Origin of the sequence: Streptomyces sp. SID13666 (assembly GCF_010548325.1) — a bacterium.
GTDB lineage: Bacteria > Actinomycetota > Actinomycetes > Streptomycetales > Streptomycetaceae > Actinacidiphila > Actinacidiphila fildesensis.
In genome coordinates this window covers 140454-166502 of sequence record NZ_JAAGLX010000011.1, presented here as the reverse complement: position 1 = coordinate 166502, position 26049 = coordinate 140454, and the positions used below count along the sequence as shown (strand labels likewise).

Annotated in this window: 25 protein-coding genes; 14 read left to right on the top strand and 11 right to left on the bottom strand. The window is 72.6% G+C overall.

Annotated features, from left to right (window positions below):
- Nucleotides 1–43 precede the first annotated feature (43 nt).
- The gene (locus tag G3I60_RS17405; RefSeq protein WP_164293789.1) at nucleotides 44–904 is read left to right on the top strand and encodes a triacylglycerol lipase; all 861 of its coding nucleotides are present in this window, start codon (nucleotides 44–46) and stop codon (nucleotides 902–904) included.
- Here the strand turns inward: G3I60_RS17405 and G3I60_RS17400 are convergent.
- Nucleotides 897–1271: a cupin domain-containing protein gene (locus G3I60_RS17400; RefSeq protein WP_164293788.1), complete on the bottom strand. Its 375-nt coding sequence runs from the start codon at nucleotides 1269–1271 to the stop codon at nucleotides 897–899. The genes G3I60_RS17405 and G3I60_RS17400 overlap by 8 nt on opposite strands.
- Before the next feature lie 85 nt (nucleotides 1272–1356).
- Between G3I60_RS17400 and G3I60_RS17395 the strand changes: the two genes are divergently transcribed.
- Nucleotides 1357–1803, top strand: a complete 447-nt coding sequence (locus tag G3I60_RS17395; RefSeq protein ID WP_138353321.1) for a MarR family winged helix-turn-helix transcriptional regulator — start codon at nucleotides 1357–1359, stop codon at nucleotides 1801–1803.
- Nucleotides 1804–1898: 95 nt separating this feature from the next.
- Here G3I60_RS17395 and G3I60_RS17390 read toward each other — a convergent pair whose 3' ends face one another.
- The gene (locus tag G3I60_RS17390; RefSeq protein ID WP_164293787.1) at nucleotides 1899–2906 is read right to left on the bottom strand and encodes a lytic polysaccharide monooxygenase; all 1008 of its coding nucleotides are present in this window, start codon (nucleotides 2904–2906) and stop codon (nucleotides 1899–1901) included.
- A 173-nt stretch (nucleotides 2907–3079) separates the two neighbouring features.
- On the opposite strand from G3I60_RS17390, the gene G3I60_RS17385 reads away from it, so the two are divergent.
- From G3I60_RS17385 to G3I60_RS17375, 3 genes are all read left to right on the top strand, one after another.
- Complete coding sequence (locus G3I60_RS17385) at nucleotides 3080–4597, top strand: carboxyl transferase domain-containing protein (RefSeq protein WP_164293786.1); 1518 nt, start codon at nucleotides 3080–3082, stop codon at nucleotides 4595–4597.
- Nucleotides 4598–4696: 99 nt separating this feature from the next.
- The gene (locus tag G3I60_RS17380; protein WP_164293785.1) at nucleotides 4697–5317 is read left to right on the top strand and encodes an ABATE domain-containing protein; all 621 of its coding nucleotides are present in this window, start codon (nucleotides 4697–4699) and stop codon (nucleotides 5315–5317) included.
- Between the two features lie 62 nt (nucleotides 5318–5379).
- On the top strand, nucleotides 5380–5754 hold the full coding sequence (locus G3I60_RS17375) for a GntR family transcriptional regulator (RefSeq protein ID WP_164607408.1): 375 nt from the start codon (nucleotides 5380–5382) through the stop codon (nucleotides 5752–5754).
- A 131-nt stretch (nucleotides 5755–5885) separates the two neighbouring features.
- Here the strand turns inward: G3I60_RS17375 and G3I60_RS17370 are convergent, their stop codons facing one another.
- Nucleotides 5886–7013 carry a DUF5925 domain-containing protein gene (locus G3I60_RS17370; protein ID WP_244809110.1) on the bottom strand — a complete coding sequence of 376 codons (1128 nt, stop codon included), beginning with the start codon at nucleotides 7011–7013 and terminating at the stop codon, nucleotides 5886–5888.
- 307 nt (nucleotides 7014–7320) lie between these two features.
- Between G3I60_RS17370 and G3I60_RS17365 the strand changes: the two genes are divergently transcribed.
- A complete protein-coding gene (locus G3I60_RS17365; protein ID WP_164293784.1) occupies nucleotides 7321–8115 on the top strand; it encodes an SGNH/GDSL hydrolase family protein in 795 nt (264 codons plus the stop codon).
- Here the strand turns inward: G3I60_RS17365 and G3I60_RS17360 are convergent.
- Nucleotides 8085–9815, bottom strand: a complete 1731-nt coding sequence (locus G3I60_RS17360) for a serine/threonine-protein kinase (RefSeq protein WP_164293783.1) — start codon at nucleotides 9813–9815, stop codon at nucleotides 8085–8087. The genes G3I60_RS17365 and G3I60_RS17360 overlap by 31 nt on opposite strands.
- Before the next feature lie 277 nt (nucleotides 9816–10092).
- Here G3I60_RS17360 and G3I60_RS17355 point away from each other — a divergent pair, with 277 nt between their 5' ends.
- The gene (locus G3I60_RS17355) at nucleotides 10093–10356 is read left to right on the top strand and encodes a hypothetical protein (protein ID WP_138353313.1); all 264 of its coding nucleotides are present in this window, start codon (nucleotides 10093–10095) and stop codon (nucleotides 10354–10356) included.
- A 181-nt stretch (nucleotides 10357–10537) separates the two neighbouring features.
- On the opposite strand, the gene G3I60_RS17350 is transcribed toward G3I60_RS17355, so the two are convergent.
- The 3 genes from G3I60_RS17350 to hmgA form a co-directional block, all read right to left on the bottom strand.
- Entirely contained in the window at nucleotides 10538–11785 is a 1248-nt protein-coding gene (locus tag G3I60_RS17350; protein ID WP_239069946.1) for a type ISP restriction/modification enzyme, read from the bottom strand.
- 213 nt (nucleotides 11786–11998) lie between these two features.
- A complete protein-coding gene (locus G3I60_RS17345) occupies nucleotides 11999–12745 on the bottom strand; it encodes a GntR family transcriptional regulator (RefSeq protein WP_164293781.1) in 747 nt (248 codons plus the stop codon).
- Nucleotides 12742–14049, bottom strand: a complete 1308-nt coding sequence (gene hmgA / locus G3I60_RS17340) for a homogentisate 1,2-dioxygenase (RefSeq protein WP_138353310.1) — start codon at nucleotides 14047–14049, stop codon at nucleotides 12742–12744. The genes G3I60_RS17345 and hmgA overlap by 4 nt, the downstream gene beginning before the upstream one ends.
- A 118-nt stretch (nucleotides 14050–14167) precedes the next feature.
- On the opposite strand from hmgA, the gene G3I60_RS17335 reads away from it, so the two are divergent.
- From G3I60_RS17335 to G3I60_RS17320, 4 genes are all read left to right on the top strand, one after another.
- On the top strand, nucleotides 14168–14788 hold the full coding sequence (locus G3I60_RS17335) for a TetR/AcrR family transcriptional regulator (RefSeq protein WP_244809108.1): 621 nt from the start codon (nucleotides 14168–14170) through the stop codon (nucleotides 14786–14788).
- A gap of 131 nt (nucleotides 14789–14919) precedes the next feature.
- Complete coding sequence (locus G3I60_RS17330) at nucleotides 14920–17157, top strand: molybdopterin-dependent oxidoreductase (protein ID WP_164607404.1); 2238 nt, start codon at nucleotides 14920–14922, stop codon at nucleotides 17155–17157.
- Between the two features lie 168 nt (nucleotides 17158–17325).
- Entirely contained in the window at nucleotides 17326–18726 is a 1401-nt protein-coding gene (locus G3I60_RS17325; RefSeq protein WP_138353307.1) for an aldehyde dehydrogenase family protein, read from the top strand.
- Nucleotides 18727–18892: 166 nt separating this feature from the next.
- Nucleotides 18893–19996, top strand: a complete 1104-nt coding sequence (locus G3I60_RS17320; protein ID WP_164293779.1) for a Zn-dependent alcohol dehydrogenase — start codon at nucleotides 18893–18895, stop codon at nucleotides 19994–19996.
- Nucleotides 19997–20064: 68 nt separating this feature from the next.
- Here G3I60_RS17320 and G3I60_RS17315 read toward each other — a convergent pair whose 3' ends face one another.
- Together G3I60_RS17315 and G3I60_RS17310 are read right to left on the bottom strand one after the other, a co-directional pair.
- A complete protein-coding gene (locus G3I60_RS17315; protein ID WP_203673148.1) occupies nucleotides 20065–20571 on the bottom strand; it encodes a DUF402 domain-containing protein in 507 nt (168 codons plus the stop codon).
- Nucleotides 20564–21214, bottom strand: coding sequence for a TetR/AcrR family transcriptional regulator (locus G3I60_RS17310; protein WP_138353304.1), 651 nt, complete (start codon nucleotides 21212–21214; stop codon nucleotides 20564–20566). Before G3I60_RS17310 ends, G3I60_RS17315 begins: the two co-directional genes overlap by 8 nt.
- A gap of 63 nt (nucleotides 21215–21277) precedes the next feature.
- Here G3I60_RS17310 and G3I60_RS17305 point away from each other — a divergent pair, with 63 nt between their 5' ends.
- Together G3I60_RS17305 and G3I60_RS17300 are read left to right on the top strand one after the other, a co-directional pair.
- Nucleotides 21278–22438 (top strand): acyl-CoA dehydrogenase family protein, encoded by a 1161-nt coding sequence (locus G3I60_RS17305; protein ID WP_164293777.1) that lies wholly within the window; start codon nucleotides 21278–21280, stop codon nucleotides 22436–22438.
- A gap of 66 nt (nucleotides 22439–22504) precedes the next feature.
- The gene (locus G3I60_RS17300; RefSeq protein WP_138353302.1) at nucleotides 22505–23122 is read left to right on the top strand and encodes a TetR/AcrR family transcriptional regulator; all 618 of its coding nucleotides are present in this window, start codon (nucleotides 22505–22507) and stop codon (nucleotides 23120–23122) included.
- A 5-nt stretch (nucleotides 23123–23127) separates the two neighbouring features.
- Here G3I60_RS17300 and G3I60_RS17295 read toward each other — a convergent pair whose 3' ends face one another.
- Nucleotides 23128–23589, bottom strand: a complete 462-nt coding sequence (locus G3I60_RS17295) for a MaoC family dehydratase (protein ID WP_138353301.1) — start codon at nucleotides 23587–23589, stop codon at nucleotides 23128–23130.
- Between the two features lie 127 nt (nucleotides 23590–23716).
- Complete coding sequence (locus G3I60_RS17290) at nucleotides 23717–25150, bottom strand: amidase (protein WP_164293776.1); 1434 nt, start codon at nucleotides 25148–25150, stop codon at nucleotides 23717–23719.
- Between the two features lie 178 nt (nucleotides 25151–25328).
- Between G3I60_RS17290 and G3I60_RS17285 the strand changes: the two genes are divergently transcribed.
- Complete coding sequence (locus tag G3I60_RS17285; RefSeq protein WP_164293775.1) at nucleotides 25329–26048, top strand: MBL fold metallo-hydrolase; 720 nt, start codon at nucleotides 25329–25331, stop codon at nucleotides 26046–26048.
- Nucleotide 26049 lies beyond the last annotated feature (1 nt).

Below are 26049 nucleotides of genomic sequence, written 5' to 3'. Positions count from 1 at the left end.
GTGGGTGGAGTCCCAAGACTTCCCTGACCTGCGAGGAGATCACATGAGGCTGCCCTGGAAGCGCATGCTCACCGCGCTGGCTCTGGCATGTGCGGTGACGGCCGCACCGACCGCCGCCACCGCCGCAACCGCACATTCGGCCCCGTCCAGCGGATGGAACAACTTCTCGTGCCGGCCGTCCGCCGAGCACCCCCGGCCGGTCGTGCTCGTGCACGGAACGTTCGGCAACGGGACCGACAACTGGCTCGGGTTCGCCCCCTATCTGGTGGCCCGGGGCTACTGCGTCTTCTCCTTCGACTACGGTCAGCTGCCCGGCATCCCGTTCTTCGACGGGCTCGGTCCGATCGCGGACTCCGCGCAGCAGCTGGCGGACTTCACCGACCAGGTGCTGGCGGCCACCGGGGCGCCGAAGGCGGACCTGGTCGGGCACTCCCAGGGCGGCATGATGCCGCGCTACTACCTGAAGTTCCTCGGTGGCGCGGCGAAGGTGAACGCCCTCGTCGGCCTGGCTCCCGACAACCACGGAACCACCCTCAACGGGCTGGCCAACCTGCTCCCGTACTTCCCCGGAGCGGCCGACGCGATCCACTCGATCGTCCCCGGACTCGCCGACCAGGTGGCCGGATCGGCCTTCATGCAGACCCTCAACGCGGGCGGCGACACCGTCCCCGGAGTGCGCTACACCGTCATCGCGACCCGTTACGACGAGGTCGTCACGCCGTATACGTCGCAGTTCCTGTCCGGGTCGAACGTACGCAATGTGCTGCTGCAGGATCTGTGCTCGGTGGACATCTCCGAGCACGTCGCGATCGGCCTGACCGACCGGATCGCCTTCCATGAGGCGGCGAACGCCCTCGACCCGGCGCACGCCACCCGGACGACCTGCCTTTCCGCGCTCAGCTGACCCATGGCGGTGAGATGCGGGAGCCATCGGCGAGGACGGCCTCCAGGCCCACGCTGGTGGTGACCCACATCGTGGCCGGTTCCTCCGTGGGATTGCTGACGCCCAGGGAGGAGCCGGCGGGCGCGACGGCGGCGTCGCCCGGCGCCAGGGTGGACACCTCGCCGTCGATGCTGAACCGCACCGTGCCGCTCAGGACGAGGAAGACCTCCTCGCGGGTGATGGTGTGGGCGAGCCCCGCGGTGCCGCCGGGTATCTCGCCGCGCCAGGCGCACAGCTCCTCGCTGCCGTGCGCGGGCAGGATGTACGAGACGAAACGGACGCCGTGCATCTCGTGGACGACGGCTTCGGTTGCGGTGACAACAGGCATGGCATACCTCCATATGGTCAACCTGCTTGAGCAAGTTGCTTGACAATATAGTCAAGCAGCTTGCGTAGTGTGTCAAGCTGTTCCCGTGAACAACGCTGACGCCATGAGCCTGACCGCGACCCTGCTCGCCGCGGCCGGCGGTCTCACCGCCGTGATCCACGAAGGTGTTGTCGCCCGCGGCTTCGACGACCTCAGGCCCGCCCACGGGTTCGCCTTCGCCCGGCTGGCACCGGGCGGCGCGACCGCCGCCGACCTGGCGGAACACCTCGGCGTCAGCCGCCAGGCGGCGAGCCAGATGGTCGAGGAACTCGTCGGCAAGGGCTACGTGGAGCGCCGCCCGCACCCGGACGACGCCCGCGCCCGTCTCGTCGTTCTCACCGACCGCGGCTGGGCCTGCACCCGCGCCGCGGAGGCAGCCGCCGCCGACGCCGTACGCCCCTGGGCCGCCCTCCTCGGCGAGCGCCGGCTGCAGGCCCTGCGGGACGACCTGGCCCGGCTGGCGCCGGGCGGCCCGATCCGTCCCAACTGGTAGCCGACCAACCGGTAGCCGACCGCTGCGGGTGCCCATGACACAGCAGTGCCGCTGCCCGTGGGGAGGCAGCGGCACCGGATCAGGGGGAGCGGTCGTCAGGAGCGGCGACGTCCCGCCGCGGTAGCCCTGCGACGGACGGTCGCGAGCAGCACCGTGGCCCCGGCCGCGATCACCGCGGCTCCGCCGATGGCGAGCGGCCCCGTACTGCTGGAGCCGCCGGTCTCGGCGAGATTCGTGCCGGCGGCAGGCGTGGTGGGCGCGGCGGAGCCGTCGGTCTGCGGCGCGTTGCCGCCCGCGGCGGGCGTGGTCGCCGCCGTGTGGTCGAGGTGGACGGTGGACTTCGAGGCGCCCGCGGCTATCTGCGCCTCGGACGGCGCGGACGCGGCCGCCGACGGCGCGATGGTGGCCGGCGCGCTGTGCGTGGCGCTGTGCGAGGGAGTGGCCGGCGCCGGCGCCGAGCCGCCGGAGTCCTTGCCGAAGACTACGTCCGAGCAGGTGTAGAAAGCCTCGGGGCTGTCCGAGCGCTGCCAGACGCTGTAGATCAGATGGCGGCCGGTGCGCTGCGGCACCTTGCCGGAGAACGTGTAACTGCCGTCCTTGAGCGTCGGATCGGTGACGGACGCGAACGGCTTCGCCTCCAGGTCGGACCACTTCAGCGGCTTCGACGGGTCGTAGCCGTCCTTGGTGATGTACAGGTCGAAGGAGCCCTTGTGCGGGGCGGTGGCCCGGTACTTGAAGGTGAAGGAACCACTCTTCATGGCCGTGGCGGGCCAGTCCGCCCGCGCCAGATCGAGCCCCTTGAACTCCGTGTTGCCGGCGCTGCACAGCTTTCCGTCCGGCACCTTGGACCGGCTCCGCCCGCCCGCCTCGCCGTCCCGGATCCCGTTCCAGTCGTAGAGCGCCTGCGTCCCGCCCGCCGCGACAGCGGCCTTGCACGCGGCGGACCGCGGACTCTCCGGACCCTCCGCGTAGCAGGCGGACACCCGGCTGACCGGGTTCGACATCGAGCCGTGCGCGCTCGCGGGAGCGGAGGCCAGGCCGGTCAGCACCAGCGGCCCGAAGCCCATGACAGCGACTGCGGCAGCCTTGCGACGTACGGTCATTCCGGGGGTCTCCTTCGACGGTGGCACGGGCCCAACGAGCAGCACGCTAGCCCCGAAGAACCGTCAGAACCCCGCCGCCAACTGCGAAAACCCGATCTTTATGGGCGCGTTAAGGGGCCCCTGAGAGCTGATTAAGAACGCGCCCCGGTGATCGGCCGTGGCAGGGTGGCGGCATGACTGAACCGAGCCGACGGCCTGCCGCGCTGGAACTGATCGAGGCCGTCGTCGACGCAGGCAGCTGGCGTCGCTGGGACGAGCCCGTCACCGTGCTGCCCGAGGCGGCGGAGTACCGGGCCGATGTGGAGAAGGCGCGGCTGCGGACCGGACTCGATGAATCCGTCGTCACGGGTGAGGGACGGATCCGGGGTCGGCGGGTGGCGCTGATCGCGGGGGAGTTCGGGTTTCTCGGCGGGTCGATCGGGGTGGCGGCCGGGACGCGGCTGGTGACCGCGGTGGAGCGGGCGACGCGGGAGCGGCTGCCGCTGCTCGCGTCCCCGGCCTCCGGCGGCACGCGGATGCAGGAGGGCACCATCGCCTTCCTGCAGATGGTCAAGGTCGCGGCCGCCATCACCGACCACAAGGCGGCCGGGCTGCCCTACCTCGTGTACCTGCGGCATCCGACCACGGGCGGGGTGCTCGCGTCGTGGGGATCGCTGGGCCATGTCACGGCCGCGGAACCGGGAGCACTGATCGGGTTTCTCGGTCCGCGGGTCCATGAGGCGCTGTACGGCGAGCCGTTCCCGGCCGGTGTCCAGGTCGCCGAGAACCTGCTGGCCAACGGCCTGGTCGACGCCGTGCTCCCGGCGGGACAGCTGGCCGGGGTCGCGGCGCGGGCGCTGGACGTGCTGTGCGGTGAGGCGGGTGATGACGTGGAGGCTGTTTCCGGTGCCGACCGGCGGGCGGGCACGGTTGCTGAGGTCTCCACCGCCGACTCGATCCGGCGCTCGCGCCGCCCGGACCGGCCGGGACTGCGGGCGCTGCTCGAAGGAGCCGGGCGGGAGGTCACCCCGCTGAGCGGCACCGGCGCGGGCGAACGTGACCCCGGACTGCTGCTCGCGCTGGCCAGGTTCGGGCCGACGCCGTGTGTCGTGCTCGGCCACGACCGGCGCCCGGACGAGGCGGGGCCCGCCCCGCTGGGTCCGGCCGGGCTGCGGGAGGCGCGGCGCGGTATGCGGATCGCGGCCGAACTCGACCTGCCGCTGCTCACCGTCATCGACACCGCGGGTGCGGCGCTCAGCCGGGAGGCGGAGGAGGGCGGCCTCGCGGGGGAGATCGCCCGCTGCCTCGCCGACCTCGTCACCCTCCGGGCACCGACCCTCTGTCTGCTGCTCGGCCAGGGCGCGGGCGGCGGCGCCCTGGCGCTGCTGCCCGCCGACCGCGTCATCGCCGCCCGGCACGCCTGGCTCTCGCCGCTTCCGCCGGAAGGCGCGTCGGCGATCCTCTACCGCACGACGGACCGGGCGTTCGAGGTCGCGGAGCGGCAGGGCGTGAGTTCCGCCGATCTGCTCGCCAACCGGATCGTCGACACCATCGTCGAGGAGACTCCCGACGCGGCGGACGACCCCGGCGAGTTCCTCACCCGCCTCGGCGCTCTGCTCGGTACCGAGCTGGCCGCTCTGCGGGCCCGTGACCGCGGCGAACGGCTGGCCGCCCGGCGGGCCAGGTACCGCAACCTCGGGCTGCCTTCGTGAGGCTCGCGCCCTAATGAGAGAGCCCTTCTCCCTCATTAGGGGCCGTAGGCTGGGATGAGGTCGTCGAACGGCCGGATCCGCGGTGGAGAGGGGAGATCCATGGCACGTCAGCTGGCGTTGGAGCTGGTGAGCACCGTCCGGCACGACGGGGACGGCGGCGTCGCCGACGACCTCACCACCGTCGAGGAGACGACCCGCTGGATCCAGGAGCGGGCCGGCCTGCTCTCCGTGCACAGCGCAGCCGGCGCGGAATTCGCCGCGGACGAGGAGCTCAGAGACCGTGTCGTCGCCCTCCGACAGGCGGTCCGGGCGCTCTTTGCCCTGGCCGTGAGCCCCGCCCCGCCGAGCCGCGCGGACGCCGACCGCCTCCTGCCCGCCGAGCAGGCACTCGACCGGCTCAACTCCGCGGCCGCGGGTGAACCGGTCGCCCCTCAGCTGGTCTGGCTTCAGGATGAGACTCCGGCCGTCCGGCTGCTGTCCACCGCAGACGACCCGGGGGTGCGGATCGTCGCCGCTCTGGCCCGTGCCGCCATCGAGTTCCTGGCGGGTCCGCAACGGGAACTGCTGCGGGCCTGCACGGCACCGCGCTGCGTGCGCTACTTCGTCAAGGGACACGGCCGGCAGGAATGGTGCAAGCCGGCGTGCGGCAACCGGGCCCGGGTCGCCCGCCACTATCAGCGCACGCGCAGCGGGGCGGACACGGAACCGGACCGGAGCTGACGCGCGCCGACCTGGTCGTGGGTGAACTCGTCGGCCGGGCCCGTTGTGCCAGGATCGCCGCCATGAGCCTGAGGATCACCGTCGCCGCCGACGCGGCCACCGCCCCCTTCGAGCAAGTGCGTGAGCAGATCGCCGATCAGGCGCGCACCGGCCGACTCCCCGTCGGCCACAAGCTCCCGACTGTCCGGGGCCTCGCCGAGGAGCTGGGCCTCGCGGCCAACACGGTCGCCAAGGCCTACCGCGCCCTCGAGGCCGACGGCGTCGTCGAGACCCGCGGCCGGAACGGCACCTTCGTCGCCGCCGCCGGCGACGCCGCCGAGCCCGCCGCCGCTGCCGCCGCCGCGGAGTTCGCGCAGCGCGCCCACCGCCTCGGGCTGGACCGCGCGGCCGCCCTCGCCGCCGTCCAGGAAGCGCTGCGCGCCGCCTACGACAGCTAGGCCCCCTCCGACGGGCACGCCCCCTCCGACGGCCAGGACCCCGCCGTTGGGCAGGTCCTCGCTCCGGGGCGCGCGCCGCACCTGCGACGTCCGCGACACCCGGCCGAAGCCCCACCCGAACCCGGTACCGATCAGAGGTACAGACCGTCCGACGTCGGGGCCGGAGCCGGGATGGTGGAGCCGGCTCCGCGCCGCAGCGCGTACAGTTCGGCGAGGGTGGCGCCCTCGCGCCCGATGCCCTCGGTGGTGCCGAGCCAGGCGGCGGACTCGTCGCGGGTCAGCGGGCCGACCTCGATCCGCGACAGACAGCGGCCCGGCCGGACGACGGCGGGGTGCAGCCGTTCCAGGTCCTCGTTGGTGGTGATGCCGACGAGCACGTTGCGGCCCTGGCCGAGCAGGCCGTCGGTCAGGTTGAGCAGCCGGGAGAGCGCCTGGCCGGTCTGGTGCTTGGCCTGACCGCGGATCAGTTCGTCGCAGTCCTCCAGGAGCAGCAGCCGCCAGCGGCCGCCGGCCGTGCCGTCGTCCTCGCCGATGGCGATGTCCATCAGATAGCCGACGTCGTTGAAGAGCCGCTCGGGGTCCAGGACGCAGTCCACCTGGCACCAGTCGCGCCAGGAGCGGGCCAGGGTGCGCAGCGCCGAGGTCTTGCCGGTGCCGGGCGGGCCGTGCAGGAGCAGCAGCCGGCCGGTGATGTCGTCCTTGGTGAGTTTCATGAGGCCGTCCATGGCCTCGGCCACCGGGGCCGTGTAGTTGCCGCGGAGCTCTTCCCAGGTGGCGGCGGAGATCTGCCGGGTGGTGCGGTGCGGGCCGCGGCGCGGTGAGACGTACCAGAAGCCCATGTTCACGGTCTCGGGCTGGGGTTCGGGCTCGTCCTCGGCGTCCTCGACGGCCCGCGCGAGCACCTGCTCGGCCAGTTCGTCGGTGACGGCGGCGACCGTGACGTCCGCGCCGCGGTTCCAGCGGGAGATCAGGATCGTCCAGCCGTCGCCCTCGGCGAGCGTGGCGCTGCGGTCCTTGTCGCGGGCCTGGCGCAGCACGGCGGCGTCCGACGGGATCAGCGTCAGGCCGGACTTGACGTTCTCCAGGGACGCGCCGCGGGAGTACGGCTGCTCGCCGGAGGTGAAGCGCCCGAGGAAGAGCGCGTCGACGACGTCGGACGGCGAATCGCTGTCGTCCAGGCGCAGATGGACGGGTACCGCGCGGTGCGGCGGGCGCGGGGCGTGCCGGGCGTGTGCGGGGTCGGGCAGGCTCTGCGGCACAGGCCTCCTCGGGTCATGGGGCTTTGCGGACATGCGGCCCATGATCCGGCACGGGGGCCGCATCCGCCCAGTGCTTTTCCGGGCCGGAAACCAACCCCTGAACCGGGCCGGGAACGAGCCGCGGAACGAGGCCGGAACGAGGCCTGGAAGAGGTTTGGACGCGGCCTGGTCGGCGTGGAGTTGAGGCGTTACGGACGTTTCATATGAATGCAATGCACACGACAAAGATTCATGGTCAGGACACTTCCCCCCGTGGGTTACCGGCGGGTACAACAGGTCTCGCAGAGATCCTGCCCAGGGAGGTTCCATGAGACTGTCCCGGTTGGCATCAGCCGTATCCGCGCTGATCCTCACCACTGGCCTCGCGCTCATCGGCGCGGCCCCCGCGCACGCCGCGGCGCCCTCGTACGCAGCCCTCGGAGACTCGTACTCCGCGGGCGTCGGCGCCGGCAGCTACGACAGCTCCAGCGGTGACTGCAAGCGCAGTACCAAGGCCTATCCCGCACTGTGGGCGGCGGCCCACGCCCCGTCCTCGTTCGCCTTCACCGCCTGCTCCGGTGCCCGTACCGGTGACGTCCTCAACAACCAGCTCGGTCCGCTCAACGCGTCCACCGGACTGGTGAGCATCAGCATCGGCGGCAATGACGCGGGCTTCTCCGACGTCATGACCACCTGTGTGCTCAACTCCGAGAGCACCTGTCTGGCCCGGATCGCGCAGGCTCGCACCTACGCGGACAACACCCTCCCCGGTCTCCTCGACAACGTATACGACGCGATCCACGCCAAGGCCCCCAACGCCCATGTGGTCGTGGTGGGCTACCCGCACTTCTACAAGATCAACGGAAATTGCTGGGGCGGGCTCAGTGACACCTCCCGTGCCGCGATCAACGGCGCGGCCGACGAGCTCGACACCGTGACGGCCAAGCGCGCCGCCAACCACGGCTTCAGCTTCGCCGATGTGCGCGGCACCTTCACCGGGCACGAACTCTGCTCGGGATCACCCTGGCTGAACAGCCTGACGTTCCCGATCGACGAGTCCTACCACCCCAAGGCGGCCGGCCAGTCCGGCGGCTACCTGCCCGCGTTCAGCTCCGCCGCCTGATGCGCTGACCGATGCGCTGACCGATCCGTACCGTTCACCCCGGCCGCCGGCGTCGTCGACGCCGGCGGATCCGGTCGGCAGTCCACCGTGAACGACACCGGGTCCGACCGGAACTGCTTCGGGGCCCCGACCTCCACCACGATCCGGTCGGTGCTCTGCTTGCCCGCCTCGAACGACAGCTCGGTGTGCTGGTACGTCCGGGACTTCGGGCCGTCCGCGGCGAACTCGGCGGTCTTCCACCCGGGGTCGGAGTTGCGGCCGCTGTCCGTCGTCCAGCGGAACACCACCGTCGCCGGGGTGCGGTCCACTGTGATCACCGCGGTGAACTCCGGTGCCTGGCCGGACGGCGCCGGGCACGGCCCCGTATAACTGTCCCGCTCGGCGGTCACCTTGATGGTGACCTTGACGACCGGAATGCCGGACGACGAAGGGGACGCCGTGGTCGTCGTGACCGTCGGACCCGCCGTGGTCGTCGGCGGAGTGGTCCGGGTCGTGGACGTTCCCGTGCCGGTGGACGGGGTACTGCTGCTCGAACTCGCTCCGGCCCCGCCGGTGGACGCCTTGTCGTCCTCCGTCCCGTGGTCCAGCAGCGTCCAGGCCACCACGCCCGCCGTCAGGGCGAGCACCAGCGCCCCCGCCGCCAGCACCGTCGCGACCCGCCGGCGCCGCGTCGGATCCGGCTCGGCGCCGTAGGACGAGGGCCCCGGCCCGTACGGGGATCCGTACCCCGGGACGGTCGGCGGTGTCGGGCCGCCGGTCCCGCCGGACGGCACCGGCTGCGGCACCGGTCGCGGCAGCGGTTGCGGTAGCGGCTTCGTCCGGGGCGAGGAGCCGGAAGCGGCCGGGGGATGCCCGGTGGACGGCGGCCCGGTGCGGCCGGCCGCAACAGCGTCCAGCATCTCCTGGGCCTCGCTCCCGCTGATGCGGTCCGCCGGGCGCTTGCGCAGCAGCCCCTCCAGCACCGGACCCAGCGTCCCCGCCCGGCGCGGCTCGGGCAGTTCGTCGTCGACGGCCGCGCGCAGCGTGCTCAACGCCGAATCGCGGCGGAACGGCGACGCCCCCTCCACCGACCGGTAGATCAGCACCCCCAGGGACCACAGGTCCGACTCCGGCCCCGGGGCGTTCCCCATGGCCCGCTCGGGTGCCAGGTATTCCGGCGATCCGATCAGCTCGCCGGTGCGGGTCAGCGCCGCGGTGCCCTCGATCATCGCGATGCCGAAGTCCGTGAGGACGACCCGGCCGTCATTGGCGATCAGGACGTTGCCGGGCTTCACGTCCCGGTGCAGCACCCCCGCGGCGTGCGCCGCGCGCAGACCTGCCAGGACGTGCGCGCCGATGTCCGCCGCCCGCCGCGGGGTCATCCGGCCGTCCGCGTCGAGGACGTCGGCGAGGGTCAGCCCCCGGACGAGCTCCATGACGATCCACGGCGCGCCGCCGGCCACCGCCACGTCGTACACCGTGATCACGTTCGGGTGGATGATCCGGGCCGCGGCCCGGCCCTCCTGCTCCAGGCGGGCGTACAGCTGCCGCACCTCGCGCTCGTCGAGGCCGGCGGGCGCCCGCACCTCCTTGACCGCGACCTCCCGGCCGAGCAGTTCGTCGCGGGCCCGCCACACGACGCCCATGCCGCCGCGGCCGAGTTCGCCGATCAGCCGGTAGCGGTCCGCGAGCACCCGCTCACCGCCCGTGCCTTCGCTCATGTGCGAACCCCCGCCCGTAACCGGAGTGATTCGGAGGAAATCTACCTCAAGCACGCGTGGTTGAAGCCGGTCCCGGCGATGATGGTGGGAGCGGCCGGGGGTAGGCTCCGGCTGTCGGGTGGCCGCCAACTGCCTTGCGTGCGGCGGCAATTCGCTGTTCAGTCGTCAACACCCAGGACCGGAAGGTGAATCCGGGACCTGGGATGCGCAGGTGACGCGTCGGGGCGATAGGGTTACCCTGCCCGGGCCGGGTGCCCTCGTACGGGTGGGGAGTGTCATGGAACAAATAGCTATGCGAAGCAGGCCGAGAGTGCCTGCCATCAACTGCGGAAGCAGCACGACCAGCACACGTCTGGACCGTCATCTCGCGATACTGGGCGGCCCTGCCGTACCGCACCGCGAGAGTGCGGAGGCGACGTTGCTGATGCGGGAGCTGACATCGCGGGATTCGGCGCGCACCAAGGCGAGCCGCAGTGCACGGGTGTCGCTGTTCGCGCCTCTGCGGCGCCTGCGGCGCTCGCTGTTCGGCAGCCGCGGCTGATCCCACCTTCCGGCGGTCACACCGTCCCGGCACAGCGCTGCGGCCAGCGGCGTTGCGGTGTGCTCGCCGTGAACGGCAGGAGCTCTACGCGCGTCCGCGTGCGTTCGGACACCTGTGGCGACCACCCGCGCCGTCCGAACGTGCCACCGTGCGAGCCGACCTGTGCGCCTCGGCCCACGGTTCACAGCAACGCGAACTGACCGTCCGGCCCTTCCTCGTGATGGTCCAGCACCGAGGCGGGGCGCCGTGCTCCCGCGGGAGCGGGCAGCACCCCCGCGAGGCGCAGCGCGTCGGCGGAGATCCCCGCCGCGCGCGCCCGCCGCGACCCCGGTTCCGCCGCCAGCCGCTCCGCCAGCTTCCGCCGCTCCGGACGGAGCGCGGCCAGCAGCGTGAGCACGGTGACGAGTTCGAGCAGCTCCGTGGTCGTCTCCCGGGTCCAGCGCGCGGGGCGGAGCGCCTCCAGCGTCCCCGGGGCCGCGACGGCCGTCCGCCGCTCGTACCAGGCCTCCAGCACCCGCACCCCGCCCGCGTGGAACTCCCAGGCGGCGGCCGGCACCGGTGAGACCAGCCCGTCCCCGATCCGCAGCGCCTCCTCCTCCGGGTCGTACTCCAGCTCCCCGGCCCGTGGCGGGGCGGGCAGCGGCGCGCGCACGTACGGCCGCCGGCCGCCGGGCAGCCGGGGATGGCCGGCGGGCCGGCCCACGGCGGGATCCGCGCAGCGCTCGCCCCGGGTGTGCAGCCAGATCGACGTACGGCCCAGCTCGACGGCCGCGAGCCAGAGTTCCGGGTCGCGGGTGAGCGGCACCACGACACCGTCCCGCTGGTCCCGGGCCGGCAGGCCCGCGACGGTGATCCAGGCGAGGAGGTCCTCGGCGCCCACCGGCAGACCCAGGAGCTCACCGAGCAGTTCGGTCAGGCCGGGCGCGAAGTTCGGGTCCTGCCCGCCGGGCCGCCGGTACAGCGGCCGGATCCGGCCCGGTTTCCCAGCGGGGGACCGGCCGTCGGGCAGCACGGCGCCGAACGCCAGTGCGGGACCGGGGACGTTCGGGAGCCTGGCCTGCTCCACGGCGAAGATCTGCCGCTCGTCGGCGACCCGCCACAGCTCCGGGCGGGCGGCGTCGATGAGCCGGTGGTCGGGGATCAGCCACTGCAGGTCGAAGGCGCCGTGCAGGACGCGGACCGGATCAGGGCACGGCCCGCTCTCGCGGGCGAGCCGGGTGGTGGCCGCAGGCGGCCCGTCCCGTCCCGGGACCGCGAGCTGGGGCGCCGGGGTGTGCAGTCCGCGGGCCCGGCTCGGACGCAGCAACCGCTCACGTTCCGCGTCGTCCGGCGCCGCCAGCAGCGCGTCCCAGCGGGCCCGGAGAGCCTTCGCGTCGGGCGCCACCGCCCAGGACCGCCCGTACAGCAGCGGCGGCACGGACCACGGCATCAGATCGGCGAGCACGGGAGCGCCATGGCCCGCCCCGGAGTCGGAGCCGGCAGCTCGTGGCGGTGTCACGTCACGGGCCTCCCCAGCGCCTGGATTCGCGGATGCGCTTCCCACCGTCGGCATCGTACTGAGCCGCGCTCGCGGCCGCACCGCCACCCGGGAAGCGCGACCTGTGCGGATTGCCACCGACAGCAAAGCGACGGGCGCCCGGTGTCAGCGCGCCTCCATCGTCACGGTGAACGAGAACCGGTCCCCCCGGTAGTGGATCCGCACCACGTCCACCGCGCGGCCCGAATCGTCGTACGTCACCCCGGTGTAGTGCAGGATCGGGCTGAGCAGCGGGACCTGGAGCAGCCGTGCCGTCTCCGGGTCCGCCAGCCGGGCCTCCACCGTGTCGGTGATCCGGCTGATCCGCACGCCGAGCGCGTCCCGCAGGACCTTCGTCATCGGCCACCGTTCGAGATCGGCCAGATCGATGCGCTCGGCGAGTTCCGGACGGACGAAGTTCTCCGCCCAGTTGGTCGGCTCGCCGCTCTCCTCGCAGCGCAGCCGCCGGAAGAAGGCCGCCTCCGCCAGATCGGGGAAGTGCTCGGCGGCCCAGGACGGCACCGGCGCGGTCCCGTGCCCGAGCACCGCGGTGTGCTCACCCGACTGCTGGGCCACGATCGCGTCGACCGAGCCCAGCAGCCGGACCGGCGCGCCGCGCAGCGCGGTCGGCTCGATGAAGGTGCCGCGCCGCCGGTGCCGGCTGATCAGCCCCTCCGTCTCCAGCTCCTTGAGGGCCTGCCGCATCGTCAGCACGCTCACGCCGTAGTGGCCGGCCAGGTCGTCCTCGGTCGGCAGCCGCAGCGGGGCGTCCGGCCGGCGGCCCAGTATCGAGGCGCGCAGCGACTGCGAGACCTGGTACCACAGCGGCAGTTTGCGGTTGAGGACGATCGAGTCCGGGGCGAAGGCGGTCATGAGGTGGGGAAGTGCCGCTCAAGGCCCTGCCACACCTCGTCGTAACCCTCCTGCCGGTGATCGGCGGCGAGCGCGCCGCTGGTCGGTACGACGGGCCAGCGGGTCTCGAACATGAACGCCAGCCCGTCGTCGACCTTCTGCGGCTTCAGCTCGGCGGCGCTGGCCTTGTCGAAGGTGGCGCGGTCCGGGCCGTGCGCCGACATCATGTTGTGCAGCGAGGCGCCGCCCGGGACGAATCCCTCGGCCTTCGCGTCGTACGCGCCCTCGATCAGGCCCATGAACTCGCTCATGACATTGCGGTGGAAGTACGGCGGGCGGAAGGTGTCCTCGCCGACCAGCCAGCGCGGCGCGAAGACCACGAAGTCGGCGTTGGCCAGCCCGGGGGTGTCGGAGGGGGCGGTCAGCACGGTGAAGATCGACGGGTCCGGGTGGTCGTAGCTCAGTGACCCCAGGACGTTGAAGCGCCGCAGGTCGTAGACGTACGGGACCAGGTTGCCGTGCCAGCCGACGACATCGAGCGGCGAGTGGTCATAGGTCGCGGCCCAGAGGTTGCCGCCGAACTTGTTGATCACCTCGACCGGTTCCTCACGGTCCTCGAAGGCGGCCACGGGCGCCAGGAAGTCCCGTGCGTTGGCCAGCCCGTTCGCCCCGATCGGGCCGAGGTCGGGGAGCCGGAACGCCTGCCCGTAGTTCTCACAGACATAGCCGCGGGCCGTCGGGTCCAGCAGTTCCACCCGGAAGCGCATCCCGCGCGGGATCAAGGCCACCTCGCCGGGGCCGGCCTGGAGCAGGCCCAGCTCGGTGCGGAGCAGCAGGGTGCCGTGCTCGGGCACGATCAGGAACTCGCCGTCGGAGGACGAGAAGACCCGGTCCGCCATCGACGTGTTGGCCGCGTACCAGTGGATGCCGATGCCCTCGCGGCGCAGCACGTCACCGTTGCCGCCGACGGAGACCAGGCCCTGGACGAAGTCCGTGGGGACGTCCGGCAGCGCGGGCGCGCTCCAGCGCAGCCGGTTGGGGTCCGGTTCCACGTCGAGGAAGGGCGCGCTGCGCAGCGCGCCGTTGTCGACCCGGCGGAACGGCGGATGCGCGGCCGAGGGGCGGATCCGGTACAGCCAGCTGCGGCGGTTCTGGTGCCGGGGCTCGGTGAACGCGGTGCCGCTGAGCTGCTCCGCGTACAGGCCGAGCGGGGCGCGCTGCGGAGAGTTCCGGCCGATCGGCAGTGCTCCGGGCACCGCCTCGCTGACGTGCTCGTTCCCAAAACCGGGGGAGTACGTGAGGTCCGTGTCGTGCGTGTTGCCCATCGTGCGCTCCCGGTGCCGTTGTCCCATTCCTATGGTCGACCATAGGAATGGGACCGGCGAACCGTCAATGACCTTGGACCCCGCCGCCGCTAGGGTGGCCGGAAAAGGAGGGTGTGCCGTGACCGGCCAAGGGCTCCGCCGAACCCCGGTGCAGCAGCGCAGCACCGAACGCCTCAGCCGCATCCTCGACGCCTGCGCCCAGCTGCTGGACGAGGCCGGGTACGAGAGCCTCAGCACCCGCGCGGTCGCCGTACGCGCCGGCGTCCCCATCGGCTCCGTCTACCGGTTCTTCTCCAACAAGCGCGCGATGGCCGACGCCCTGGCGCAGCGCAACCTCGACCGGTACCTGGACCGCGTCACGGCCCGCCTCGCGGAACCGGGAGGCGGGGCGGCGCCCGGGGCGGGCGCCGGTGCCGGACCGCTGTCGCTCGATGTCGCCGTCGGGGTGGTCGTCGACGAGTACATCGCGATGAAGGGCGTCACCCCCGGCTTCGAGCTCGTCGACTTCGGCATCCCCGGCGAATCCGAGCCCAATCGCCACGTCGCCGACCGGCTGCTGGAACTGCTCGCCGGGCGGCTGGGCCTCGACCCGGCGGACGCGTACGCCCGGCTCACCTTCGTGATCAGCGTGGAGGCCGCCGACGCCCTGCTCCAGCTGGCCTTCCGTACCGATCCGGCGGGGGATCCGGCCGTGATCGCCGAGACGAAACGCATGCTGCGCGCTTATCTCGCACGGTAGGCCGCCTCTCTTGGACGGCAGGCCGGTTCGTCGAGCCCTCGCCCCGATTGGGGCCGTCCTGGGGGTTCCCACATGCATACCGGTCGGTATGCTCGCCTGTACGTGCGCTGCCGTCGTCCCAGGAGAGCCCGATGACCCGTACCGCCCTGCGTATCTGCCCGCTGTGCGAGGCCACCTGCGGTCTGACACTCACCCTTGACGGTGACACGGTCACGAGCGCCCGCGGCGACCGCGACGACGTGTTCAGCGCTGGCTTCATCTGCCCCAAGGGGGCGACCTTCGGCGCACTCGACGCCGACCCCGACCGGCTGAGCCGCCCCCTCGTACGCCGGGACGGCCGGCTCGTCGAGACCGGCTGGGCCGAGGCGTTCGCCGCCGTCGCCGCCGGGCTCGGCGCGGTCACCGCCGCGCACGGGCCCGACGCCGTCGGCGTCGTCCTCGGCAATCCCAACGTCCACACCGTCGCGGGCGGCCTCTACCCCGCGCAGATCGTCGGCGCGCTGCGCAGCCGCAACATCTTCTCCGCCAGCACCCTGGACCAGATGCCCAAGCACGTCGCGTGCGGCTATCTCTTCGGCGACCCGAACGCGATCCCGGTTCCCGACCTGGACCGTACCGACCATCTGCTGATCATCGGTGCGAACCCGCTGGTCTCCAACGGCAGTCTGGCCACCGCCGCCGACTTCCCCGGCAAGCTGAAAGCGCTGTGTCGGCGCGGCGGACGGATCACCGTGATCGACCCCAAGCGCACCCGCACCGCGGAGGTCGCCGACCGGCACGTCTCGCTGCGGCCGGGCACCGACGCCGCGCTGCTCTTCGCCGTCGTGCAGGTGCTGTTCGCCGAGGGCCTCACCGATCTCGGCGCGCTCACGGACCAGGTGACCGGCGTGGAGGAGGTACGCGCGCTCGCCGCCGCCTTCACCCCGGAGGCCGTCGAGGGCGTGTGCGAGGTGCCGGCCGCCGAGATCCGCGCCCTCGCCCGCGAACTGGCCGCCGCGCCCAGCGCCGCCGTCTACGGGCGGCTCGGCAGCACCGCCGTCGAGTTCGGCACCCTGTGCAGTTGGCTCGTGGACGTGCTCAACGTGCTGACCGGCAACCTCGACCGGCCCGGCGGCGCCATGTTCCCGCTCTCCCCGACCGCACGGGCACCCCGGCCCGCCGCGCCCGGCAAGGGCTTCACCGTCGGCCGCTGGCACAGCCGGGTCTCCGGCCACCCCGAGGTGAAGAGCGAACTCCCCAGCACCGCCCTCGCCGAGGAGATCGACACCCCCGGCGAAGGCCGCGTCCGGGCCGTCATCGCCCTCGCCGCCAACCCGGTGCTCTCGGCGCCCGACGGCCACCGTCTCGACCGGGCGCTGGCGGGGCTGGACTTCATGGTCAGCGTCGACCCGTACCTCAACGAGACCTCCCGGCACGCCCACGTCGTCCTGCCGCCGCCGCGGCCGACGCAGAGCGCGCACTACGACTTCGCCTTCTCCACGCTCGCCGTCCGCAACACCGTGCGGTACAGCCGCCCGGTCGTGGAACTGGAGGACGGCCGCCCCGGCGAGCCCGAGATCTACGCCCGGCTGGTCCAGATCCTGTCCGGCGCCGGGCCGGACGCGGACCCCGCCGCCGTGGACGAACAGGCCATCGTCCGGCTGCTCGCCCGCGCGACCGCCGACCCGCTCTCGCCGCTGCACGGCGGCGACCCGGCCGAGCTGGCGGCCCGGCTCGGCGGCCGGACCGGATACGAGCGGCGGCTCGACCTCATGCTCCGCCTCGGCCCGTACGGCCTCACCCTCGACAAGGTCCTCGCCCAGCCGCACGGCATCGACCTCGGTCCGCTCGCCCCCCGCATCCCCGAGGTGCTCCGCACCCCGTCGGGCCGGATCGAACTCGCCCCGGCGCCGATCGCCGCCGACGTGCCGCGGCTGCTGCGCTCGCTGACCGAACGGGCGGCGGGGCCCGTCCTCATCGGCCGCCGCCACCTGCGCTCCAACAACAGCTGGATGCACAACCTGCCGGCGCTCTCCGGCGGCACCAACCTGTGCACCCTGCAGGTCCACCCCGAGGACGCGGCCCGGTTCGGGCTCGCGGACGGGGGGACCGCCCTGGTGAAGGGCGACGGCGGCGAGATCGAGGCACCGGTCGAGGTCACCGACGCCGTACGCCCGGGCGTCGTCAGCCTGCCGCACGGCTGGGGCCACGACCGCGGCGGCACCCGGCTCGCCACGGCAGGGCTGCACCCCGGGGTCAACGTCAACCAACTCCTGGACGGCAGCCGCCTCGACCCGCTCTCCGGCACGGCCGTCCTCAACGGCTTCCCGGTGCAGGTCTCGGCGCTGCCGGGTGTGCCGGGTCTCCCGGGTCTCCCGGGCGGTGACTGATCTCCGTCCGGCGGGCGTGGGCGGTCGCCCGATCCGTCCTGTCAGGGCGGCGCGCGGGCGTGGGTCCGCACGTGAGCCAGAGCACGGAAGGGCCTCTGGCGTGCGAAAACTAACGGCGCTAGTTTGGGTGGGTCAGGCAAACCCGCCCCCTACCGGGAGGACGACGACGTGAAGGCTCACGACGGCATGTACATCGACGGGGCCTGGCGCCCCGCCGCCGGGCACGAGTCGATCGAGGTGGTCAATCCGGCGGACGAGCAGGTCATCGGATCCGTGCCGGCCGGCACCTCGCAGGACGTCGACGCCGCCGTACGGGCCGCGCGCGCCGCGCTCCCCGCGTGGGCCGCGACCGCCCCCGCCGACCGCGCCGCCCTCATCGGCGCGCTGCGCGACCGGCTGGCCGCCCGCCGCGAGGAGATCGCCGGGACGATCAGCGCCGAACTCGGCGCCCCGCTCGGCTTCGCCGCCGCCGTCCACACGGACCTGCCGATCGCCGTCGCCGGCTCGTACGCGCAGCTCGCCGCGTCGTACGCCTTCGAGGAGAAGGTCGGCAACTCCACCGTCCTGCAGGAGCCGGTGGGCGTCGTCGGCGCCATCACGCCCTGGAACTACCCGCTGCACCAGATCGTCGCCAAGGTCGCCCCCGCGCTCGCCGCCGGCTGCACGATCGTCCTCAAGCCCGCCGAGGACACCCCGCTCACCGCGCAGCTCTTCGCCGAGGCCGTCGACGAGGCGGGCATCCCGGCCGGGGTGTTCAACCTGGTCACCGGCCTCGGCCCGGTCGCCGGACAGGCGCTGGCCGCCCACGACGGCGTGGACCTCGTCTCGTTCACCGGCTCCACCGCCGTCGGCAAGCAGATCGGCGCCACCGCGGGCGCCGCCGTCAAGCGCGTCGCCCTCGAACTCGGCGGCAAGTCCGCCAACGTCATCCTGCCGAGCGCCGACCTCGCCAAGGCGGTCAACGTGGGGCTCGGCAATGTCTTCGCCAACTCCGGCCAGACCTGCAGCGCCTGGACGCGCATGCTCGTCGACGCCGACCGCTACGACGAGGCCGTGGAGATCGCCACGGCCGCCGCCGCCAAGTACGTGCCGGGGGACCGGCTCGGGCCGGTCGTCAACGCCAAACAGCGCGACCGGGTCCGCGGCTACATCCGGCGCGGCATCGAGGAGGGCGCCAGGGTCGTCGCGGGCGGGCCCGACGCCCCCGAGGGCTTCGGCGACGGCTACTACATCCGGCCGACCGTCTTCGCCGACGTCACCCCGGACATGACCATCGCCCAGGAGGAGATCTTCGGCCCGGTCGTCGCGATCCTGAAGTACCAGGACGAGGACGACGCCCTGCGCATCGCCAACGGCACCGTCTACGGTCTCGCGGGCGCGGTCTGGGCGGCCGAGGAGTCCGAAGCCGTGGCCTTCGCCCGCCGGATGGACACCGGGCAGGTCGACATCAACGGCGGCCGGTTCAACCCGCTGGCGCCGTTCGGCGGGTACAAGCAGTCGGGTGTCGGCCGGGAGCTCGGTGCCCATGGGCTGGCGGAGTACCTGCAGACGAAGTCGCTGCAGTTCTGAGGTCCGGTTCTCCGGTCCGGTGCTCAGGTCCGGTTCCGAGGGCCGGTTCCGGGTCCGGCCCCCGTCCGGTGTTCCGCGGTGATTGAGTACCGTGCTTCCGGCTGCCCGAACACCGTCAGAGCCGGGTGACCCGAGCAGTCCCAGCAGAGAGTCCGAGAGGAACCCCGTGGTCCGCGCCGCCGTCCTTCCCGCCGTCAGCCAGCCCCTGATCGTCACCGAGATCGAGATCCCGGCACCGGGCCCGGGCCAGGTCCGGGTGCGTCTCGCCGCCGCGGGTGTCTGCCACTCCGACCTGTCGCTGTCCAACGGGACCCTGCGCCAGCCCGTCCCGGCCGTCCTCGGGCACGAGGGCGCTGGGACCGTCATCGAGGTGGGCGAGGGGGTCACGGCGGTCGCTCCTGGCGACCGCGTCGTCCTCAACTGGGCGCCCTCCTGCGGGGCCTGCCACTTCTGCGCCCTGGACGAGCCCTGGCTCTGCGCCAACGCCGGCGCCGCCGCCACCGTCCCGTACGCGAAGCTCTCCGCCGACGGCAGCGAGCTGTACCCGGGCCTGGGCACCGCCGTCTTCGCCGAGGAGACGGTCGTCCCTGAGAACGCGATCCTGCCGCTGCCGGACGGGATCCCGCTCACGGACGCCGCCCTGCTCGGCTGCGCGGTCCTCACCGGTTACGGGGCCGTCCACCACGCCGCGCGGGTCCGCGCCGGTGAGTCGGTCGCGGTCTTCGGGGTCGGGGGCGTCGGGCTGTCCGTGCTGCAGTCCGCCCGCATCGCGGGCGCCGGGCCGGTGATCGCCGTCGACGTCTCGCCGGCGAAGGAGGAACTGGCGAGGGCGGCGGGGGCCACCGAGTTCGTGCTCGCCTCCGACGACTCCTCCGGCACGTCGGACACCGCGAAGCGGATCCGCAAGCTGACGGGCGGGTACGGGACGGACGTCGCGATCGAGTGCGTCGGCCGCGCCGACACCATCCGGACCGCCTGGTCGGCGACCCGCCGCGGCGGGCGGACGACGGTCGTCGGCATCGGCGGCCAGGACCAGCAGGTCACGTTCTCCGCGCTGGAACTGTTCTACTTCGGCCGTACCTTGTCCGGCTGCGTGTACGGGAACAGCGACCCGGCCAGGGACCTGCCGGTGCTCGCGGAACACATTCGGGCGGGGCGTCTCGACCTGGGCGCGATGGTGACGGAACGCATTGGCCTGGACGGCATCCCGGCGGCGTTCGAGGCTATGACGGCTGGGCGGGGTGGCCGGGCCTTGGTGGTTTTCGACTGATGGTGCGTGGTGGGTGCGGTGCCCGGGTCCTGCGGGGCGGCGGTTCGAAATCGACTGCCGCGCCGTCTCTACTCGACCTGGGCGAGCCACCCGCGGTAGGCCGTGGTGAACGGCTCGGCTCCGTCGCCTACTTGCTGCATGAGCCATTGCGCCGCTCCGGCGGCCTGCTCGATGACGTCGGCCGGATATCCGTAGCGCACCTGATGCTCGGCGAACTCGTCCTCGTCCACCAGGAGCGGTGTCGGCTCGCCGCGCTTGCGGATGACGTCGAGATCCAGGTCGATCATGGTGACCTCGGTGGGGGAGAGCCACTGCGGCGGGGTGGTGACGTCGCAGTAGATCTCGGTGCGGCGGGGTGCCGCGTTGAAGGTGCCGGTCCACCACGCTTCGCGGGGGAACAGCAGCACGTACGCGTCGGCGAACACGATCTCCGGGCCGTGGCCCTTCCGCGAGACGCTTCCCTTGGGCGCCCCGAGCCAGACGCCGTGCTCGTCCTCGCCCAGTCGGCGCATGGCCATGTTCCAGTGCAACGATCCGTCGTACTTCCGGTACTCCACCCGCACGTCATCAGACATGCGGGGCATCGTAACCGCCGTCCTTGAACTGGATGGAGAGTCCGTCGACCAGGGCCTGCAAGCCCTGGTCGAAAGCCCCCTCGTCGACCTGCTGCTGATGTTCCGCCAGCAGATGCGCGCTGCCCAGGTGCGGGTAGTCGGCCGGGTCGTACGCTCCCGCGTCGTCGACGAAGCCGCGGGCGAAGGAGCCGAGCGCCGAGCCGGCCACGAAGTACCGCATCAGCGCGCCGATGCGGGTCGCGTGGGCGGGGGGCCAGCCGGCGTCGACCATGCCGCCGAAGACGGCGTCGGCCATGCGGAGGCCGGCCGGCCGGCGGCCGGGGCCCTGGGCGAGGAACGGCACGATGTTGGGGTGGGCGGTGAGGGCCGCGCGGTAGGAGCGGCCCCATTCCAGGAGCGCTGTCCGCCAGTCGGGGCCGCCCTGGAACATCGACAGATCGACCTGGGAGACGACCGTGTCGGCGACCGCGTCCAGGATGTCGTCCTTGACCTTGAAGTGGTTGTAGAGCGACGGCCCGCTGACCCCGAGTACGGCCGCGAGCCGCCGGGTCGAGAGCGCCTGCAGGCCTTCCGTGTCCACGAGCGTGAGCGCCGCGGCGACGATGAGTTCGCGGTTCAGGAGGGGCTTGCGAGGGCGGGCCATGCCACGCATAGTAGGGCCTGCGTACTGAAAACTAGCGGTGCTAATTTATGGGAGGTGCCCCCCGTGGACCTTGCGCTCTCGCAGGAGCAGACCGCCGTCCGGCAGCTCGCCAGGGACTTCACGGAGCGCGAGATCACGCCGCACGTGGTGGCGTGGGACCGCGCCGAGAGCGTGGACCGGGGGATCGTCAAGAAGCTCGGCGCGCTCGGGTTCCTCGGGCTCACCATCGACGAGGAGTACGGCGGCTCGGGCGGTGATCATCTCGCGTACTGCCTCGTCACCGAGGAGCTGGGGCGTGGCGACTCCGCCGTGCGCGGCATCGTCTCGGTGTCGTTGGGGCTGGTCGCCAAGTCGATCGCGTACTGGGGGAGCGAGGAGCAGAAGCGCGCGTGGCTGCCGCGGCTCACGTCCGGTGAGGCGGTCGGCTGCTTCGGGCTGACCGAGCCCGGTACCGGCTCGGACGCCGCGAACCTGACGACGCGGGCGGTGCGCGACGGGGACTCGTACGTCATCACCGGCTCGAAGATGTTCATCACCAACGGCACCTGGGCCGATGTCGTGCTGCTCTTCGCGCGCACCGGCGACCCCGCGACGGCGCCGGGTCACAAGGGCGTCAGTGCCTTCCTGGTGCCCACCGACACCCCTGGGCTGACCCGCACGGAGATCCACGGGAAGCTCGGGCTGCGCGGTCAGGCCACCGCCGAGCTGGTGCTCGACGGTGTCCGCGTACCGGCCTCCGCGATGATCGCGCCCGAGGGCAAGGGCTTCTCGGTCGCGATGTCCGCCCTGGCCAAGGGCCGGATGTCGGTCGCGGCGGGCTGTGTCGGGATCGCCCAGGCGTGCCTGGACGCGGCCGTGGCGTACGCGGGGGAGCGCGAGCAGTTCGGCAAGCCGATCGCTCACCACCAGCTGGTGCAGGAGCTGATATCCGACATCGCCGTGGACGTGGACGCCGCCCGGCTCCTCACCTGGCGGGTCGCCGACCACATCGACCGCGGGCTGCCCTTCGCCACCGAGTCCTCGGTGGCGAAGCTCTACGCGAGCGAGGCCGCGGTGCGCGCCGCCAACAACGCGCTGCAGGTGTTCGGCGGGTACGGGTACATCGACGAGTACCCGGCGGGGAAGCTGCTGCGGGACGCGCGCGTCATGACGTTGTACGAGGGCACCAGTCAGATCCACAAGTTGCTCATCGGGCGCGCCCTGACCGGGGTCTCCGCCTTCTAGCCCGGTCCGATTGACCGACCGGCCGGTATCTAAGCGCTTGCTCACCTTGGCTGTAGGGTGTCGGCCATGGATGTGGAGGCAGGAACGCCCGACGCGTGGAGCGACGTCACCCCCGATGCGGCCCGTCGGCTGGTGATCGCCGCGGTCGAGGCGTTCGCCGAGCGCGGGTATCACGCGACGACGACCCGCGACATCGCCGGGCGCGCCGGGATGAGCCCCGCCGCGCTCTACATCCACTACAAGACCAAAGAAGAGCTGCTCTACCAGATCAGCCGGGTCGGCCATCTGCGCTCGGTCGGGCTGCTCGAAGAGGCCGCCAACGGCGCCGGCGCGCCGGGCGAGCGGCTCGCCGTCGCCGTCCGGGCCTTCGTCAGCTGGCACGCGGAGCGGCACACCACCGCGCGCGTCGTGCAGTACGAGCTGGGCGCCCTCGCCGAGGACCACTACACCGAGATCGTCGCTCTGCGCCGTAAGTCCGAGCGCGCGGTCCGCTCGATCATCGAGGACGGCGTACGGACCGGCGAGTTCGACGTGCCGGACGTCGCCGGTACGGCGCTCGCCATCCTGTCGCTGTGCATCGACGTCGCCCGCTGGTTCAACCCCGACGGACGCCGTACGCCGGACGACGTCGGCGTGCTCTACGCCGATCTCGTCGGGCGCATGGTCGGCCCGCGGCAGCCGTAGGGCTCTCAGAGGTAGAAGCGGGCCACCGTCTCCGCGACGCACACCGGCTTGTCCCCGCCCTCGCGCTCGATCGTCACCTTGGTGACGAGCTGGACGCCCCCGCCGACCTCGGTGACCTCCGCGATCTGCGCGGTCGCCCGCAGCCGGGAACCGACCGGGACGGGCGCCGGGAAGCGGACCTTGTTGACGCCGTAGTTGACGCCCATCTTCACGCCCTCGACCCGGAAGAGGTCGGGCGTGAGCGACGGGATCAGCGACAGCGTCAGATAGCCGTGCGCGATGGTGGTGCCGAACGGTCCCTGCGCGGCCTTCTCCGGGTCGACATGGATCCACTGGTGGTCGCCGGTGGCCTCCGCGAACAGGTCGATCCGCTTCTGGTCGATCTCCAGCCAGCCGGTCGTACCGAGCTGCTCGCCGACCGCCGCCCGGAGATCGTCCAGCGAAGCGAAGATCCTGGCCTGCGACATCTGATGCCTCCTGTGCCCAACTGTCCGACGGGTTACTAAGCGCTTGCTCAGCATGGTTCCGCGCGTCGGCCATGTCAACGCCCGGACGGCGGACACAGGAGGGTTCAGCGTTGCCTGACGGGTCCGCTCACCACATCGAGGGACGCCGGTGCGCCCACGGCCGGGCCGCCTCCAGCTGCGCCGACAGCGCGATGAGGGTGGCCTCGTCCCCGTACCGGCCGCCGAACATCACGCCGATCGGCAGACCGGCCGGCGTCCAGTGCAGCGGCACGCTCACCGCCGGCTGGCCGGTGGCGTTGTAGAGCGGGGTGAACGGCGTGAAGGCCGCCAGGCCGGCGAACTCCGCCTCCGGGTCGGCGTCGTTGCGCAGCCCGCCCACCGGGGCGGGCGGCTGGGCCAGCGTCGGGGTCAGGATGACGTCGTACGAGGACAGCAGCGCGTCCGCGATCAGCTGTCCCAGCGCGCGGAACGCGTACAGCGCCGCCGCGAACTCCGCCCCCGTCACCCGGCCGCCCTGCTCACGCAGATGCCGGGTGAGCGGCATCAGCAGCTCCTCGTGCTCCGGGGCGACCGGGTAGACGGTCGACATCACCCCCCACGCCTTGCTGAACGCGTCGCGGATGCTGTCGTCCACCGGCAGTTCCATCTCGTCCACCTGGTGGCCGAGGCCCCGCAGCAGCTCCGCCGCCGCGTCGTACGCCGCCCGGCAGTCCGGGTGCAGCTCGACGCCCGGCACCGGCGGGGTCGGCAGCGCCACCACCCGCAGCCGCCCGGGCTCGGCCCCGGCGTACGAGGCGAAGCTCGCGCCCGGCGGCAGCGAGGGCGCGGCGTACGGGGCGCCCGGCATCGGGCCGGCCAGGATGTCGAGCAGCGTGGCGGCGTCCGCGACGCTCCGGGCGATCGGCCCCGACGTGCTCAGACCGCTCACGTCGTGCTGCACGGGACCGCCGCTGATCCGTCCCCGGCTCGGCTTGATGCCGAACAGCCCGCAGACCGACGACGGGATGCGGATCGAGCCACCGCCGTCACTGCCCTGCGCGATCGGCGCCAGCCCGGACGCGACCGCCGCCGCGGCGCCACCGCTGGAACCGCCGGCGGACAGCTCCAGGTCCCACGGGGTGCGGGCGGGCGGCGCGAGCTGGTTCTCGGTGTAACAGGGCAGCCCGAACTCGGGGGTGTTGGTCTTGCCGAGCAGGATCGTCCCCGCCTCGCGGAGCTTCGTCACCACGTGGTCGTCGATGTCGGGAACGTGGTCGGCGTACGCCCGCGAGCCGAGCGTGCAGCGCACCCCCGCCACGAAGTTGAGATCCTTCACCGGCACCGGAACCCCGTGCAGCGGCGGCAGCTCCCGCCCCTCGCGACGCGCGGCCACCGCCTCGCTCTCCGCGTCGGCCGCCTGCTTGCGGGCGATCTCGGGGGTCACGGTGATGTACGCACCGACGGTCTCGTTCAGCCGCTCGATGCGGTCGAGATAGTGCTCGGTCAGCTCGACCGGCGAAATGGATCCGCCTCGTACCTGTTCCGCCTGCTCCACCGCGGTCAGATCGTGCAGCTGCGCCATGGCTGTCCCGTCCTCTGCTTGTTCGACGTCACGTCACCGTGCGTCGCGATCCTCGCACTACCCGCCGGTAGCGACCAGACCCCGCCCGAAGCCGCCGCCCGGAACCGGCCGCGCACCGGCCGGTCAGCTCTCGGCGGAACGGCGGGGCGCGGGACGAGCCGGGCGTGAGGATGGCCGGATGAAGGGTGATGCGGCGGTGCGGCGGCTTGATCTCGGTTACTTCGTCCGGCCCGCGGAGGAGGCCGGGGAGGCGTATCCGCGGGTCGAGGCGGTGCTCGGGTATCTGGTGCGCAGGGATGAGGGGCTGATCCTGTTCGACACCGGGATCGGGGACGCCGGTCCGGAGACGGAGGCGCATTACCGGCCCAGGCGGCGTCCGCTGGAGGAGGCGCTCGCGGCGGCCGGGGTCGCGGTGGGGGACATCGCGCTGGTGGTCAACTGCCATCTGCACTTCGACCACATCGGGGGGAATCCGCTGCTGGCGGGCAGGCCGGTCCTGGTGCAGGCACAGGAGCTGGCGGCCGCCCGGCACGGCGGGTACACGGCCGGTCAGCTCGTGGACTTCCCGGGCGCGGTCTACGAGGAGTTGACGGGGGAGGCCGAGATCTGGCCCGGGGTCCTGGTCGTGCCGACGCCCGGGCACACCGACGGGCACCAGTCGTTGGTGGTGCGGCAGGGCGACGGCACGGTCGTGCTCGCGGGGCAGGCGCGCGATGCCGCGTCGCACTTCACGGCGGACCAACTGGCCCGGCGTGCCGCGCTCGACGGCGTGGCGCACCCGCTGCCGCCCTACCCGTCGTGGCTGGACCGGATCTGCGCGTTGGACCCGCGGCGGGTGCTCTTCGCGCACGACGGGTCGGTGTGGGAGCCGGCCGGCGGAGGCGACGTGATTGGGTGAA

Bases quoted from the DNA above. Each gene is read 5' to 3' on its own strand.
- G3I60_RS17405 (WP_164293789.1), top strand. From the start codon at position 44: ATGAGGCTGCCCTGGAAGCGCATGCTCACCGCGCTGGCTCTGGCATGT.
- G3I60_RS17400 (WP_164293788.1), bottom strand. From the start codon at position 1,271: ATGCCTGTTGTCACCGCAACCGAAGCCGTCGTCCACGAGATGCACGGC.
- G3I60_RS17390 (WP_164293787.1), bottom strand. From the start codon at position 2,906: ATGACCGTACGTCGCAAGGCTGCCGCAGTCGCTGTCATGGGCTTCGGG.
- G3I60_RS17385 (WP_164293786.1), top strand. From the start codon at position 3,080: ATGACTGAACCGAGCCGACGGCCTGCCGCGCTGGAACTGATCGAGGCC.
- G3I60_RS17380 (WP_164293785.1), top strand. From the start codon at position 4,697: ATGGCACGTCAGCTGGCGTTGGAGCTGGTGAGCACCGTCCGGCACGAC.
- G3I60_RS17375 (WP_164607408.1), top strand. From the start codon at position 5,380: ATGAGCCTGAGGATCACCGTCGCCGCCGACGCGGCCACCGCCCCCTTC.
- G3I60_RS17365 (WP_164293784.1), top strand. From the start codon at position 7,321: ATGAGACTGTCCCGGTTGGCATCAGCCGTATCCGCGCTGATCCTCACC.
- G3I60_RS17360 (WP_164293783.1), bottom strand. From the start codon at position 9,815: ATGAGCGAAGGCACGGGCGGTGAGCGGGTGCTCGCGGACCGCTACCGG.
- G3I60_RS17355 (WP_138353313.1), top strand. From the start codon at position 10,093: ATGGAACAAATAGCTATGCGAAGCAGGCCGAGAGTGCCTGCCATCAAC.
- G3I60_RS17350 (WP_239069946.1), bottom strand. From the start codon at position 11,785: ATGCCGTGGTCCGTGCCGCCGCTGCTGTACGGGCGGTCCTGGGCGGTG.
- G3I60_RS17345 (WP_164293781.1), bottom strand. From the start codon at position 12,745: ATGACCGCCTTCGCCCCGGACTCGATCGTCCTCAACCGCAAACTGCCG.
- hmgA (WP_138353310.1), bottom strand. From the start codon at position 14,049: ATGGGCAACACGCACGACACGGACCTCACGTACTCCCCCGGTTTTGGG.
- G3I60_RS17330 (WP_164607404.1), top strand. From the start codon at position 14,920: ATGACCCGTACCGCCCTGCGTATCTGCCCGCTGTGCGAGGCCACCTGC.
- G3I60_RS17315 (WP_203673148.1), bottom strand. From the start codon at position 20,571: ATGTCTGATGACGTGCGGGTGGAGTACCGGAAGTACGACGGATCGTTG.
- G3I60_RS17310 (WP_138353304.1), bottom strand. From the start codon at position 21,214: ATGGCCCGCCCTCGCAAGCCCCTCCTGAACCGCGAACTCATCGTCGCC.
- G3I60_RS17300 (WP_138353302.1), top strand. From the start codon at position 22,505: ATGGATGTGGAGGCAGGAACGCCCGACGCGTGGAGCGACGTCACCCCC.
- G3I60_RS17295 (WP_138353301.1), bottom strand. From the start codon at position 23,589: ATGTCGCAGGCCAGGATCTTCGCTTCGCTGGACGATCTCCGGGCGGCG.
- G3I60_RS17290 (WP_164293776.1), bottom strand. From the start codon at position 25,150: ATGGCGCAGCTGCACGATCTGACCGCGGTGGAGCAGGCGGAACAGGTA.
- G3I60_RS17285 (WP_164293775.1), top strand. From the start codon at position 25,329: ATGAAGGGTGATGCGGCGGTGCGGCGGCTTGATCTCGGTTACTTCGTC.